General features: G+C 58.3%; 11 protein-coding genes and 1 pseudogene. 4 read left to right on the forward strand and 8 right to left on the reverse strand.

Annotation, left to right across the window (positions count from 1 at the left end; genetic code table 11):
- From HMPREF2971_RS00390 to HMPREF2971_RS00405, 4 genes and pseudogenes are all read left to right on the forward strand, one after another.
- Positions 1 to 1894 (forward strand): annotated as a pseudogene (locus HMPREF2971_RS00390) (hypothetical protein); the annotation flags it as partial.
- A gap of 112 nt (positions 1895 to 2006) precedes the next feature.
- Positions 2007 to 2195: a transcriptional regulator gene (locus tag HMPREF2971_RS00395; protein ID WP_070690542.1), complete on the forward strand. Its 189-nt coding sequence runs from the start codon at positions 2007 to 2009 to the stop codon at positions 2193 to 2195.
- Positions 2196 to 2208: 13 nt separating this feature from the next.
- Positions 2209 to 2925: an ATPase gene (locus HMPREF2971_RS00400; RefSeq protein WP_083314061.1), complete on the forward strand. Its 717-nt coding sequence runs from the start codon at positions 2209 to 2211 to the stop codon at positions 2923 to 2925.
- A gap of 126 nt (positions 2926 to 3051) precedes the next feature.
- Positions 3052 to 3801, forward strand: a complete 750-nt coding sequence (locus tag HMPREF2971_RS00405; protein ID WP_070690548.1) for a hypothetical protein — start codon at positions 3052 to 3054, stop codon at positions 3799 to 3801.
- Between the two features lie 49 nt (positions 3802 to 3850).
- Here HMPREF2971_RS00405 and HMPREF2971_RS00410 read toward each other — a convergent pair whose 3' ends face one another.
- The 8 genes from HMPREF2971_RS00410 to HMPREF2971_RS00445 all read right to left on the reverse strand — a co-directional run bounded on the left by HMPREF2971_RS00410 (position 3851) and on the right by HMPREF2971_RS00445 (position 13745).
- Positions 3851 to 4237, reverse strand: coding sequence for a DUF4913 domain-containing protein (locus HMPREF2971_RS00410; RefSeq protein WP_070690553.1), 387 nt, complete (start codon positions 4235 to 4237; stop codon positions 3851 to 3853).
- Between the two features lie 3 nt (positions 4238 to 4240).
- Positions 4241 to 5959, reverse strand: coding sequence for a type IV secretory system conjugative DNA transfer family protein (locus HMPREF2971_RS00415; RefSeq protein WP_070690555.1), 1719 nt, complete (start codon positions 5957 to 5959; stop codon positions 4241 to 4243).
- Positions 5943 to 7817, reverse strand: a complete 1875-nt coding sequence (locus HMPREF2971_RS00420; RefSeq protein WP_070690557.1) for a hypothetical protein — start codon at positions 7815 to 7817, stop codon at positions 5943 to 5945. The genes HMPREF2971_RS00415 and HMPREF2971_RS00420 overlap by 17 nt, the downstream gene beginning before the upstream one ends.
- Positions 7818 to 7926: 109 nt before the next feature.
- Positions 7927 to 9435, reverse strand: a complete 1509-nt coding sequence (locus tag HMPREF2971_RS00425; protein ID WP_070690560.1) for an SCO6880 family protein — start codon at positions 9433 to 9435, stop codon at positions 7927 to 7929.
- A gap of 3 nt (positions 9436 to 9438) precedes the next feature.
- On the reverse strand, positions 9439 to 10578 hold the full coding sequence (locus HMPREF2971_RS09280) for a TrbL/VirB6 family protein (protein ID WP_168165825.1): 1140 nt from the start codon (positions 10576 to 10578) through the stop codon (positions 9439 to 9441).
- Positions 10579 to 10769: 191 nt separating this feature from the next.
- A complete protein-coding gene (locus HMPREF2971_RS00435; protein ID WP_070690564.1) occupies positions 10770 to 11465 on the reverse strand; it encodes a DUF8175 domain-containg protein in 696 nt (231 codons plus the stop codon).
- 184 nt (positions 11466 to 11649) lie between these two features.
- Positions 11650 to 11943, reverse strand: coding sequence for a hypothetical protein (locus tag HMPREF2971_RS00440; RefSeq protein ID WP_070690567.1), 294 nt, complete (start codon positions 11941 to 11943; stop codon positions 11650 to 11652).
- A 137-nt stretch (positions 11944 to 12080) separates the two neighbouring features.
- Positions 12081 to 13745 carry a replication initiation protein gene (locus HMPREF2971_RS00445; RefSeq protein WP_070690569.1) on the reverse strand — a complete coding sequence of 555 codons (1665 nt, stop codon included), beginning with the start codon at positions 13743 to 13745 and terminating at the stop codon, positions 12081 to 12083.
- Between the last annotated feature and the right edge of the window lie 314 nt (positions 13746 to 14059).

The following is a 14059-nucleotide window of genomic DNA, read 5'->3' on the forward strand; positions in this document are numbered from 1 at the left end:
TACCCAGGTGCACGATAACGGCGCTATGACCGTACAACATCTTGAGCATGGCGGGAAGGTGACGCTTCCTGCGGCTTACGCTGCCCAGAGTGTTGAGTTGGGGTACGCCGCAACGATTCACCGCGCCCAGGGCGCTACCGTAGATACCGCACACGCACTCGTCGATAGCAGCACCGACCGTGCGGGCGCGTATGTGGCGCTCACTCGTGGCCGTGAAAGCAATACGCTCTATGTCTCTTTGGGCGAGGGCCAGAGCCGTGATGAAGTTCTGGAGCAGATTGCCTCCGCATACGAGCGTGATTTGACTGTGCATGAGAGCGTGGACGCCGTGCGCGCCGAACACCACAACGTTGCTGATTTGATTGCTCAGCATGAAGACATCAGTGAGCTGGCGGTGCAGAAGGTCATGGCTGCTGCCGTGCAGGAGGGCATGGGCCGAGTGTCTGAGCACCCGGTTCGTGATGGTGCCTCCGGCATGGTGACTCATCATGTGCCTGCTGACGCTACTGCTGATGCCGCTGAAGTTCTGTCCTCTGACGCATGGGGTGCGTTGGCTCATGAGCTGGGTGAAGCAGCCCGTGAGGGCTTTGACCCTGTTGCTTTGATAGAGCGGGCTTATGGTCGTCGTGCCCTGCATGATGAGGGGGCTTCGGCGCGTGATGCTGCCGCAGTAATGGCGTGGCGTGTGGCTCAGATTCGCCAGCAGGCCCAGCAGGTGCGCTCTGATCGCCCGCTGGCGTCGTTGTCAGATGAGCATCTGGAGCGCCTGGTGCAGCAGGCGAAGCAAAAGACGGCCCCGGTAGAGGAGCGTTTGACGGTGGAGGACCCGTGGTGGTTCACGAATCCTTATGCCATGACGAAAACCGATGAGTTGTTGGCGATGCGTGCCCGTACCGTCAAGGCGCTGAACGCGAACGAAGGCGATACCACCGGTGTTTATGCTCAGATTAAGGAGAATCTGGGTGACATGGACGCCGAAATCACGCGCCGCCGTTGGGAAATCAGCGGAGATCAGCGTGAGCTGGAGCAGATTGTGCGTGGTGAACGTGCCCGTAGCGGCCATCAGTTCACGTTGTATCAGGTGCTGTTGGAGGAGCAGAGGATTCGTCAGTCTCTGCCTTCTGGCCCGGCTGCGGTGGACCCGGCGAAGGTCACTTCAGGCGGGGTCTCTGGCCACACACTCGATAAGTTCTGGGAGCAGCACCCTGCGGTTCGTCAGGGCCGATTGGGCACGATTCTGCGTGCTCGTTCGCGTGAGATTGGCAAGCTCACTCGTGCTCGTGGTGAGGAGCTGGCGCGACAAGTGCAGGCTGGTAAGGCTCCGGCGTGGACGCAGGCTTTGGGTCCGGTGCCGACCCGTCGGCGTGCTTTCCGTCAGTGGGTGCGTGCTGCTGGTGAGGCTGACGCACTGCGCACCAAGTACCGTGTGCCGGAGAGTGAGCCTGCTGTGTTGCCGGACCAGATGGTGCATGAGGCCAGCCAGCGGGTTAATAATGCCCGCTTGGCATCTGCTGGTGCGCCCGTGGTGGTGCAGTCTGCTGAGAAGACCCGTGCCGCGGAGTCTGTGTTGGGTGTTCTGGAGCAGGTCAGGCGTGTTGCTAAGGCGGCCCGTCTGGCAGAACGTGCCAAGAACCAGCAGAAGCAGCCGAAGAACCAGAAGGCTACTGAGCCGGAGCAGCAGCAGCAGCCGCTCTCACCGGTAGAGCAGAAGGTGCAGGAAGCCCGTGCTGAGCGTGCACCGGAACCTGCAGCTGATGAGGAAACTCTTGCGGCTTTGAGGGTGAGCCAGATTGGCATGAGTAGGTTCCAGCCTGCTAACAAGATGACGAGTCAAGGATATAAACCTACACACCGTCCTGTTCGACCAAGGGTCGATAAGGGATTGGACCTTTAGGTCCCTGCAGAGATCACCTCAGTTTGTTCTCTGCAGGACCTTCACCAGGTCAGCTATACCAATCTTTTGAACTATGTACAATATAAAGTAGACCAACTAAGGAGAAATCATCATGGCTAACCATACCCCCGACTTTGATACGCTTTATGAGTACATCACGGATAACAGTTCTGAAGTATTCACCCCGCTAATTCGTGCAGAAGAAAACGAAGAAAAGCGTTATTTCTACTATGCTCTACAAAACTATTCTCTGCAGCAGAAGCAGCGCGTCATCATTGCTGATGAGAAGTTTGTAGTCTAGGGGAGAGTTCCTTTTGAGACCGCAGTATATCCTTGTTGCCGGAGTTAACGGTGCAGGTAAAAGTACCTTGTACCGCACCGAACCAAAGCTCTTTGAAGGTACTCGTCGTCTTAATGCCGATGAAAAGTTGCAAGCGTCCGGTGGTAACTGGCGTAATCCTGCAGATGCTGCTCGAGCTATGCGTGACACCATCAAAGACTTACGGCAGGCTATTGCATCTGGTGAATCTATTCACCAAGAGACTACTCTGGCGGGTAGCGCTAAGTCGTTTCAGAATCTGATTGATCGCGCTCACGCTCAGGGGTATGAGGTGACAATGCTGTATGTCAGTCTTGATAGCGCAGATAAAGCGGTGGACCGCGTGGCATCTCGCGTTACCAAGGGCGGACATGGGGTGGATGAATCTGATATCCGCCGCCGTTATGAGAGCTCTCTGAGGAATCTTGAAGAGCTTTCTGATTCAGTTGATTCACTCAAGATTTTTGATAACAGCACAGCCGGATATGAAACGATATATGAGCGAATCGATAATCAGATTTTGGTGAATATGTCTGAGGAATATGGCTTGAATATTAAGTCCCCTCAGCAGGAGATTGATGTGGAGACTCAACGTTCGCTCAGTTTTCTCCAGCCCATGATGCAGAAAAGCGGTATGGCGCAGACAGGTCAGTCTCAGAATGAGGCGCCGCGGCGAAGTCCTGAACCCCCAGAGCGAGGTATCGAGCTCTAATAAAGGGGTATGGGGTGAGAAATCCACTACTGGATTTCTCACCCCATACCTCTTTAACGTTCTCGACAGCACGCAAGATGGTGCTCTGTTAATCTGGAAGAAAGCACTGATACCCCCGTGAGGTCAATGATGAGCATTCACCCCTTCGACAACCACAGCACTAACGTTGAGCAGGAACTTGCCCGTGAATTGCAAGCTATCGCCCGGCAGATTCGCCAGGCGTTGCAGAACCATCAGCAGCAGGCCGCTCGTGCAGAAACCCAGGAATCTGTAAATACAGATGTACAGATTCCTGCATCTCCGTATGCGCGTCTCTGGGAAGAATCGTGGTGGGAAACCGCAACCAACCGCGACCTAGCCGAATGGGCCACCGCTGCTGAACAAGAAGCACCCTACCGCGCCGACGCCGCCGCAGCCTACCGCTACCTTGACGACAGGCTACAGAACGAATACGGGCTCACCCTCGCCGACTACCTGGCATACCTGAAGGAACACGGCTGGGAAGAACGCTACGAACAGCACCAGGCTGAAGAACGCGCCCAAGAACGCGAGACTGTCTCTGACTCTGAGCACCAGAAGGCCCTCGATTCAGACGACCCTGCTGAAGCTCAGCAGCACGAGGACCAGTCAGAGCAGGCTCATGCTCAGGCTGGCCATGAGTGGGACCGGGCAGAAGTCCGCGGTGAACGTGCCGCCTACTACGAAGCTCATGCGGACGCAGAAACCGCACACGCAGCTAAGCTTAACGACCAGTCCCTCGGTACGCACCCGCACCAGGCTGTAGCCGCCGCGAAGGCTCGAGGACCTCAGCAGCAGGCCAAGCCCGCCCGCACCGTGCAGCGACAGGTGCATCAGCAGCACGAACTTGCTCATTAGCATGAAGGGGGCTCACAACTATTTTGTTGTGAGCCCCCTTCATATATGTCTAACCCAGCAGATCGAAAATACCTGCAGGCGGGTCCTGAATCGGGAATGCCTCACGGGCATACCGAGCCGAATTATGCTCCCCGTCCTCGCAATAGCGGAACGGGCCAGTCGAAGACATCAACACCGACATGTGGTAATCCGCCTGGTCACGCCACCAGGACGCAAGAGACGTCGGGTCCTCACGTGCCGCCTCCCAGGACAACCACAACGCCGTCAAACGGCACACCGCTTCCGGGTGCTTCCACCACTGGGCGCACCAGAACGTCTCCCTGCTGTTGACCTTGCGGTTGATGACCTGTAGCAACCAGGAATGTACGAACTCGCCCGCATTCGGGAAAATCGTTGCAGGTTCCTGCTCCTGCTGAGCGTCTTCGTTCTCACTCATGGGTTATGCACCTCCATTTGCCAGCTGCTGTGCCGGGTCGTACTTGGCCAGTGACGCCTTCACTGCTGCAGAATCTGGGCCGGTGTACCACGGAATCGTCTGCACCATGGTTGCGGGCGCGCCGGATGCAAAGACCACCGCGCGGCCACGAGGTAGCGCTGCCAAGTCTGACACGTCTAGGATCTTGTCCTTACGGTCGTTATCGACGCTACGAGATGAACCCGATTGACGGGAATGAGAGACCGAAACATTGCTGTAGACGTAATCACCGATTAGCTGGCTCAACTCGCTCAGGAACTCAGTCTCGCTCACGCCGCCGCCGTAGACTTTAATATTTGCCGCACTCCAGAGCTTCCGCATGCCTTCACGGCCCCATACGACAACGCCCTGAGACCAGGACTGTAGAATCGTGCAGATGACGATTCCACGCGAGCCGTAATGGCTATAAAGGTTCGGAAGTTCCTTCCAGCGGCACACGTTCGCAGCCTCATCCAGCATCGCCACCATCGGCAAACGCAAACGTCCACCCAGCGCGACCGCCAGCTCTTCAGCAGCCTCAACCACCGCAACCGTCAAAGCAGTCACCAGCGGGCCAGCAGTACCAGCGCCTTCCTTCGACAGAAGGAACAGGGTATTGCGACCGCGCACGAAATCGCGGGCGTTAAATTCTTCGCGCTTCTCGCCCTCTTCCGGCGGGGTCACCCACTTGAGCACCGCCGCCGACGTCAGGCAGTTCGCCATCTGACGAGCCACACCGAACACGCCGCCGCGTTGTTTGTCAGGGGCCGAGATAATGCCGTCCACGTTCTGTGCAAGCTGCGTGTAACCGGCATCCTTGAGGATTCCGACCGCTTCGTCATCAGTCTCACGGGTGAGCCAGCGGTAAACCTTGGTGATGGGCTGACCGTCCTTAGCGGCCGCCAGCAAGAATGCCGCCAGCAGATCCTTCGCGGCAGAGTCGAAGAATGCGTCTGTGCGGGCGCCTTCCTCACGCGAACCAGAGGCGAAATGCTCCGCGAGGTTCTGCGCCTTCACCTCATCGGTCACATAGCTGAGCGGGTTCCACCACCAGGTTGCCGGGTGAGCAGCTACAGCCTGCGGGTCAAAGATCCACACGTCACCGACCTGCTCACGGACACCACGGGTAGCATCCACCACGTCACGCTTATTTGAGGTGACCAGCACCGCGCCGGGGGCGGCCAAGATGCCCGGGATAGCACGCGAGGTGGTCTTACCGGTGCGTGGGCCCCATATGTCCACGCACACGTTCTCCCAACCGGAATACAGCATCTGGCCCGAGAGGGTCTTGGCAATCGGAAGACCCGGCGAATCCACACCCAGACGGCGGGCATCCGCCAAAGCAGCCTTCTCACGCATGAACGCAATATCAGCGCCAGAGCCCATCATGGACCCTGCCTTATCCACGCGCGTCGAGGGGGTAGTGTTCGCCAGCTTGCGCCACCACAGGCCGACAGCACCGCCCAGTAGCAGAACCGCCACCGCGATAGAGACCACCGTGGAGGCCGCCGACCAGGGCGCGGTTCCACGAATCACGCCGATGATGGCAGCAACCGGGTTCCACACGGTAATGCTTTGGTGACTGATGGCGGCACCAACTGCGTAGCCGGAGTAGAAGATCATGCCGGCGATTAGAAGGAGGGCGATAATGCCCCAGATGACGAACGCTTCAGTGTTGAAGCCGCGCTTATGCGGAGTACTCATAGCCGTATCCTTCCGGGCTAGGAATCAGGTGTGCAGACTCAGCAGAGGGCTGAGTATCCTGCGGGGTGGGTGCCGGTGCTGTGTTCGTTGAGGAGAAACGTACCGGCGGCTGCTCAGGTTCCTGCTGCGCATAGGGCTCTGACAAGCCAGAATCCTGCACAGAAATACCGAAACCTTCATATACAGATTCCTGTATTTCTGTATTTCCATATGATTCGGTGCCAGCAGAAGACAAACCAACCAGCGCATTCGTCACCTCATTACCACTGGCCACATGCACAGAACCATCAGCATTACCCCAACGCTTATTAGTGTTGTTCATGTCGATTTCAACCTGAGTCAGACGCACCATCACACTAATACCCGGGCGTCCACCCACCTTCACCATGAACTTACCAACGCCGGGTGCCTGACGAGGCGCACCATGGGCCGAACGGTTCTGCGTAATACGCGACCACGAACCAGGATCAGCCCACGACACCAGACGTGCAGCCTCTGCCTGGCTGAGCGGCATCACACGACGTAGCTTCGCCATCTCAGACTGAGGCAACGCACCAGTAATCACCAGACCAGAACGCTCGACAAAGCCGCGGGCCTTCTCACGCTCAGACTCCGTCGCCAGCGCATCCAAGTCACTCATCGTGTGCGTAATCATCGCCTGACCCACACCATCACGACGATTCAGACGAGTCAGCGAGTCAATACGGTCCACCATATCCGCACCAGCACGCAATGCACGCCAGAGCTCATCGAGGACCACGAAATAGTTACGGCGCGGCGCCAGGCCCTCATCAGCCAGCGTGTGCGCAATCTCCACCGACGCAAACGTCGAAGACCAGCACGCCAAAAGTGCAGCAGCCTGCACGTCACGGTGAATATCAGAAATCTGGCTGATATCGAACACCGCCGGGCGGTCCATCGCCAAACGTGCCGTGGTGGGCTTGGAGAACATGTCACCGAAGCGGCCCTGACCATTCAAAGACATCAACGAGGACACCAACGCATCCGTCGCGTCCCTATAACGGGCCTCATCACCACGGTCCAGCGCCACATCCTGCAAAGCCTGCGGGCGAGACACAATCACATCCAGCAGATCCTGCACCACCGGCACACCCTCATGATGCTCTTCCAGAATCGTCAGAGCAGCATCCAGAATCGTCTCCTCATGCGGGGTGATATGGCCCTTACGCAGAATCGAAATCAACGCAGACAGCATCTGCAATTTGCGTGAATGGGCATCCACCATCAGACGCTCACGAGTCTTCGGGGGAAGAGAAGCAGCGATAGAGCTCAGCTCACCCGGATCCAGAATATTCAGGTGACCACGACCAGGGGCCAACTGAATGACCTGGCCACCCATCGAGGTAATTTCATCAACATAGTCAGGCTTGAGGTCACCAGGAATCAAGGGAATGATGCCGCGGCCATTCATACCCAACAGCATATGACGGACGAACGTGCTCTTACCGTAGCCTGGAAGACCCAAGACGAAGGCGGACGGGTTGTTAATAATGCCGTCCACAAACCACGCAATCGGGTCACAGCCAACCGGCGCGTTCGTATCAATGTCAATGCCCATTGGGGCGCCAGAGAACGGGGTGGACGAGCCAGCCGCAAACGGCCACAGACCGCAGACCTGGCGGGTCGAGCCACGCCACTCACGAGGAGACTCAAAAAGGTGCGAGGCACCGCCACCAGGAACCGTGTACCCGCGGGCGCGGCCATAAGTCCCCGACTGCGCATCAGCAGGCGGGACGAAGAGAGACTTGAGGGACGAGAAGAGGCCAGCTCGGCGCGGAGCTTCAGGCTGGTCAGCCGCAGCGGCGGTATAGGTGACGACTCGACGACGACGACTCATCAAAACCTCCATACAGAAAGACAGAAAAGCAGATATACAGAAATGTTGATTTGCAGAGACCTGGGAATCTGCATCCACAAATCCCCAGGTCTACGCAATATCACAGGGCTTACAGCGCCGACTTCACCGACTCCGGCAGAACCGTATGGCGACCCAGCACCACACCCAACGGCAACGTCGCAGCAAACACCGCATCATGAGCACCCCACGCACGGCGGAGCATAATGCGACTTGACGGAGCAAGCTCCTGCTCCACCACAGCCACAGCATCCACCATCTCTGCAGGGTCCTCAACCGTCGCACACACAGCCAGACCCACATAGCTCAAACCAGCGCCACGAGCCTCATCAGCCGCCGTCGCATTCGCTGCATCCAGCTCAGCAGACAGGCGAGCCGACCCGTTACGAGTCGAGGTCAATCGGGTGCGGGCAGTGTTCTGATCCTGCTCAACCATCGCCGCAGTCAACGCCGAATCCACCGGACGATACAGCAGGCTCACGCGCTTACGACCAATCATTGCGTGCGGCTCCAAAAGACGCACAAACACATTCGAGAACACGGCACCTCGCGGAGCCTCACTCATCGTCCAGCACACGGACACACCCGAATCATGCTTGTAATGGCTCCACTCAACCACCGCGGTGCTCGGACCAGCAGAGGACAGGTCAATTGTCAGCGGCTCACCAGCGTAGGCCGCCTGATCCAGCAAGCGAGCTGCAGCAGGGTCATACGCTGCGCGTACAATCTGACCAATCTCACCGGCAACCATCGGGGTAGCCACGCCAGCGCCGGTTGCTTCCAGGTGCGAGCACCAGAAAACAACCTTGGAGGAGAGGTCACGGAGCATCTCATCCGGGGTACGGCGACGCATACCCGCACGAGCTGCAGCGGAGAAGCTCAGAGTCACCCACGCACAAGTCTCAGACACACCGCTAGGGTAGGTCTGAGCGGCTTCCGCCAGCATCTGCGAAGCAATCGGCGAGGCGGTATCAGACATGGACGACTCAATCTCACGACGTAGGCGAATGCCGGAACCGGGGGAAGTTTCCACCGTCACCGATGCACCCACTAGGCCGACCTCACGGCCCAGCTCAGCGAGAAAGCCGCCCCAGTTCGCGACCCACTGGTCAACATCAGCCTGGTCGACCATGGCTGCACCGTCCGGCTCAACCGCCATCGAGACCGAGTAGATGTTAACGGCAGGCAGGTGAATCAGTGCGAAAGGACGCCCCACGCTGTCGGTACCCTCATAGGTGACTGCTGAGGATGCGACACCTGGCAGGCGGAACTCATTCGTGGGGGTCGCCCCGAGCGGACCCGAGCGGAAGATATTGAGCTTCCGGAATTTTGCGAGCATGAAAATTAGCCTTTCAGCGATGCGTTCCATCAAGGTCATGCCGTGCTTGTCCTTCAGAGCGAAGGAGCCCAGGAAAAGCGCGAGGATAGCGCCGATGATGAGGCCGGGGATAATACCAGCCAGACGCATGACGAAGATGGTGATGATGATAGCGACAAACAGCAGGACAGTGGCAAGACCTGAAAGCCTACCAATACCGGCACGCTGAGGCAGCCTCCAGTTACCGTACGTGGGCTCTGTGTAATCGGTATTAAGCGCCATCGGTTACCTCTTTTCCTGCTTCTTATTCGGGCGAGGAGCTGAGCCACTATCATCATGCGAAGGAGCGGGCGTCCGTGAGCCAGAACCACGGCCGCGAGAACCACGAAGTGGCGGTAGCAGGCCGCCTCCACCCTTGGATTCCTTTGGGGCAGGAGGTGCCTGCTCACCAGCAGCATCATGCACCGCTGATTGCAGAGCGTGCGCGCCTTCCTTACTCTTCTTCGCGGCTGCTCCAACAGCCATCAGAGCTAGACCTGCTCCACCGGTAGCAGCGCCAGCAGCGGCCGCGCCTGCACCCTTAGCAGCGGCTGCACCAGTAGCGGCACCGCCGCCACCTGCACCGGATGCACCAGCACCAGCAGCTCCACCACCTGCACCGCCACCACGGGCAGCCATACGAGAACCAAAGTTAACCGCACCAGATGCGGCACCGCCGACAACAGCACCGGCAAACATAGAACCGCCCGCTGAGACTGCACCGACTGCGGGCACAATGAGACGCATCATAGCCGGCAGAGCCAACAGCGACGCGACCATCAGCACAATACCGGAGCAGAAATAGACAATGCGCTGGCCAAGGTCACCGTTAGTAGATCCGAAGGTGCCAAAAATCTTAAACGCGGCCGCGTAGATCAACGAGGCAACGGGCTTATAGGCGATGAACGCGATGAGCCATGCGGTGTGCTTCTGCGACCATTGCTTACCCCACTGGGTATTAGTGGCGGAGTAGGCCATAGGTAGGGTACCGACGAGGATGATGGCCATAGCCGAGCGGATAATCAGCAGACCAATCTGGATCACAGAGATGAGGATGGCGATAATACCGACCACGATAATGAAGATGGCCAGGCCGGGTCCAATGGTCACGGTAGCGAACGCTGTGAGAGCCATAAGACCTGCCAGGGCGGCGCCAAATTCTGAGCCGGTCGACTGGTCAATGACCCACGCCGAGAACTCGTCGCCGGCGTGGAGGAGCATGGTGATAGCTGAGACGCTGGCGGCGCTAACCAAGATGTATTTCAGCAGTGATGCGAGCAGGTCTGTGAGTGGCTGGCCCTTGCGGTTCCATATCATCTGCCCTGCAGCATAGAAGACGCTGATCATCATGAGCACACCGACGTACCAGAGGGTGGTATCGCGCATGAAGGTTACAGCATTGTCGGGGCCTTCCAGAGGGACAGATGGGGTGTGCACCCAGAAGGAGCCTAGGCCCTTGGCTGTCTCGCCAATGGCGTCCAGGATGCCGTGGTAGAGAGTGTTAAGAAATCCCTCTGAGGCTGCACAGACACCGTCCAACATTTGGCAATTTGCATTGACGTCGTCCTTACCGGCCATTAAGAGCCCCAGGTGATAAAGGGTGCGGTGTCATCCACATTCGTGAAGGAGGGCAAGGTAGAGGGAACCCAGAAGCGCCAATCGCCGTCGTGCCACTCCATCACAATATCCGTAGAGCGGTAGGTACCCGAGGGTACCTTGATGAGGATACGGATAGTCGCACGCTCAGGAGTGTAGGAGATATACCTGTATCCCACAACCGGCACAGTAGTGGTCGACTTGCTGGTACGGCTCTCTCGCGCAGATTCTGCACCCGGACCGATTACAGTCGGCATGTAGGCTTCCGGTGCCTCGTTCACCTGAATGTATGCCCACATAGCAGCATACAGCGCACCCTCAGCAGAGTGCTCAAAGCAGGAGCGGATCGGTGAGTTTGCCATGGGACCGGCAGTCTTCGATACAGGGCCAATCCAGCCTGAATCGGTGGTCACCCACTTAGTGCCCTTCGGGGCAGCATCCATTACCGAATCATCATCCGACGCACCAGCACCACAGGAGCCCGCCGCCACCGACGAGGTAGCACGGTTCAGCTGCTGCTCAGTACCAGCCGAAGCACCGGAACCGCCCGAAGCTGACGAGCCTGAGCCGCCACGCGGAATCAGCACAATCAGCAGCAGTACCAGTAACACGCCAACACCGGCGATAACGCCGATACCCCAGCGGGGGATGGTCACGCCCGAGGACTTTTTCTCCATGATGTCTCTCCATGTCTCTTAACCCCGGATTTCGGGGTACACCAGTAGCCCTACCCCAGCGCGGGGGAGAGCTTGAGTGAGTGATAGTGAGGGGGTTATCAGAGGCCCTAGAGACGGGCTTCCTAAAATTTTTGGTGGGTTAAATGGGCCACGGGGTGCATATTATGCACCCCGTGCAGGGCTTTTAGCCCATGAACATACCGACAATACCGGACGCTGCGGACGCCAGGACACAGGCAGCACAAGTCCAGCCGAGGGCTGCGGCGTGCTCGCCACCCTGACCGCGACGGTTGTTAAGCGCCATCGCGCCAGCAGTCGCCAGTACACCAATAACCGCTAGAGCGAAAACAATCCATGCAATCCACTTAACGATGGTAATCACGCCGTCAGAGCCGGGAGGCGGCTCACCAGCACCCGGCTCAATGGGACCAGCTAACACAGCGGCATTCAGGAAAAAGGAATTTGCAGCAGCGAGCATCTCGCGCCTCCTCGTGGTTGTAGTGTGTGTAACCCCCAGCATTGGGGGCAAAAATTTATTACCGGTATCAGCGATTACCATAGCACACGCACCTGATGCACGTGCCACGCATTGTCACTAGTTCACCGTGTAGAGCCTCATGCGTCGACACCATGTGCCGCAGCTAGCGACGAGTAGCGGACCCACTCACCGCTAGTGTCCACACCATCCAGGCGCGACAGCTCAGTGAGGCGGGCACGCACAGCACGCCAGCACGACTCAGCCAGAGTTGAGTCAGTGTCTGCGGACTTCAGCTCGATAGCGCAGTCACGGCAGACCAGACCGGTCACGTCCTGCCCATGGACAGGGCACGATGCCACAGGCAGGACGGGACGGCCCGAGCTTAGAGGAGCCGCGCCCTGACCGGGCGCAGCAGAGGCGGCAGAACCCTGCACAGCAGGGACTACCGGAGCCGCGGTGCCGGTCAGCAGAGCAGGCTCACGCACGATCGCGGTGGTCACTAGTGCCTGGGCATTACCGACAGAGGTGGCGCGGCTCAGCACCGTGTCGATAGCCGCACGCAGGGCGCCGTCAGAGACCGCATTGGTCGGAAGACCGGCGGCCGCTAGGGCGGCGCGTAGTTCGCTGAGGTCAAGGCCTGCGTGAGCCGGGATCGGGACGATTTCGGGCGCGGAGGGCGCTTGCGGAGGGGTAGGCTTCTGCTCATGAACAGGGGTAGCAGCGGGGGCGGTTTTAGCACCTTGGCGGCGGCTCCAGGCCATGAGCTTGCGGTGTTCGGGGCTGATGGGTGAGAGCAGGATTCCGCTGTTGCCCCCCCTGCTACCGAAACCGTATTCGGAGACATAGATGCTGTAGTCGAAATTCTCGCCAAGCGGAGAGAAATACTCACGGGCGGCCACCGCGAGGGCGGCGCGGAACTGGCTGCGGAACTTGGTCGTTTGGGTTGCGGCGCTGCCGAATTGGCCCTTCGGACTGTCCCAGGGGATGCGGGTCTCGCGGCGCACGCGGCTCATGCGACCTGCCAGCCACCAGAAGACGTCACCGGCTAATGCTTGGTGAGGATTTTCTTTGATGATCTTGCGCCAGGAGTCACGGAGGACCAGCATGGCACCGTGGACCGGTGAGGGGGTTGCCGCGATGCGCTCATAGAATTCTTGGGACAGGCGAATGACGCTTTGATGCTTATCGTCCAGCAAGCCGTCACGGTTGAAGAAGAGCTTTTCGCTAGAGCCGACGAGGTAAGACTGAGATGTGGAGACGTTGGTTCCGTCAGGCAGGGTGCCCTGGTGGGAGATGTGAATGGTCATCTTCAGCAGAGCGCGGAGCTGCTTCTGAACCGCCTGGAGATTGTCTTTGGAGGTTTCAATTCCAACGTCGCTTAGGAGGCCTCGCCAGGTGTCCGAGATTTTGATGACGGGAGATTGGGTAGCTAGCGCCGTAGTAGTCAGGTAAATCAGAATTTCGCGGGCAATGCGGCCGGAGGGCAGATGCTGCTGAGTGACACCGTTGTTGTCTTTGTAGGGTGTTGCAGCCAAAGTGACGGTAATGTCGCCGTCGGTGCGTTCCCAGAGAATTTCCTTTGTTGCCATGAGGGGCAGCTGGTAGTTGACGAAAATCCAGGGAATCGCAACGGTGGTGAAGTCGTTGATGGCCAGGGATGTAGTGTTCTGGCGGTGTTGGAGGGTGCCGCCGGTGGGGGCGGTGTGGTCAGCGAGGATGTCGCTGAGAGTCATGCCAGCGTCGGTGCTGGCGGGGACGGTCCGGGTGGACTGAGGGTGCGCGGGTGCGCTAGAATTGGTCATTGCGATGCCTAACTGGTATAGGTGTTGCCACGGCCCCGGACGCTTCAACGTCGCGGGGTCATTTTTTGTATCTGCACTCACACTAGACCCTGGCTGGATAGCCTGTCAAGCGGGTTGGTGATTTTTTGTCGTCGTCGTCATCAATTAGTTTTCCACAGGCTTGGGTCCTCTCGCGCGTACGCGGATGACGATAGGTTAACTTATAGGTACTTATAGGGGCACATTTTTTGAACACCGATTCTGCCCATATAAATACTGGGCAAACCGGGGTTTTCCACAGGGGTGCTAACGTTCCAGTTCATCACGCTAACGTT

Source organism: Rothia sp. HMSC066G07, assembly GCF_001814485.1.
GTDB lineage: Bacteria > Actinomycetota > Actinomycetes > Actinomycetales > Micrococcaceae > Rothia.

What these genes read in the sequence shown, in the direction of transcription:
- HMPREF2971_RS00395 (WP_070690542.1), top strand. Translation starts at nt 2,007, where the DNA reads ATGGCTAACCATACCCCCGACTTTGATACGCTTTATGAGTACATCACG.
- HMPREF2971_RS00405 (WP_070690548.1), top strand. Translation starts at nt 3,052, where the DNA reads ATGATGAGCATTCACCCCTTCGACAACCACAGCACTAACGTTGAGCAG.
- HMPREF2971_RS00410 (WP_070690553.1), bottom strand. Translation starts at nt 4,237, where the DNA reads ATGAGTGAGAACGAAGACGCTCAGCAGGAGCAGGAACCTGCAACGATT.
- HMPREF2971_RS00415 (WP_070690555.1), bottom strand. Translation starts at nt 5,959, where the DNA reads ATGAGTACTCCGCATAAGCGCGGCTTCAACACTGAAGCGTTCGTCATC.
- HMPREF2971_RS00420 (WP_070690557.1), bottom strand. Translation starts at nt 7,817, where the DNA reads ATGAGTCGTCGTCGTCGAGTCGTCACCTATACCGCCGCTGCGGCTGAC.
- HMPREF2971_RS00425 (WP_070690560.1), bottom strand. Translation starts at nt 9,435, where the DNA reads ATGGCGCTTAATACCGATTACACAGAGCCCACGTACGGTAACTGGAGG.
- HMPREF2971_RS09280 (WP_168165825.1), bottom strand. Translation starts at nt 10,578, where the DNA reads ATGCGCGATACCACCCTCTGGTACGTCGGTGTGCTCATGATGATCAGC.
- HMPREF2971_RS00435 (WP_070690564.1), bottom strand. Translation starts at nt 11,465, where the DNA reads ATGGAGAAAAAGTCCTCGGGCGTGACCATCCCCCGCTGGGGTATCGGC.
- HMPREF2971_RS00440 (WP_070690567.1), bottom strand. Translation starts at nt 11,943, where the DNA reads ATGCTCGCTGCTGCAAATTCCTTTTTCCTGAATGCCGCTGTGTTAGCT.
- HMPREF2971_RS00445 (WP_070690569.1), bottom strand. Translation starts at nt 13,745, where the DNA reads ATGACCAATTCTAGCGCACCCGCGCACCCTCAGTCCACCCGGACCGTC.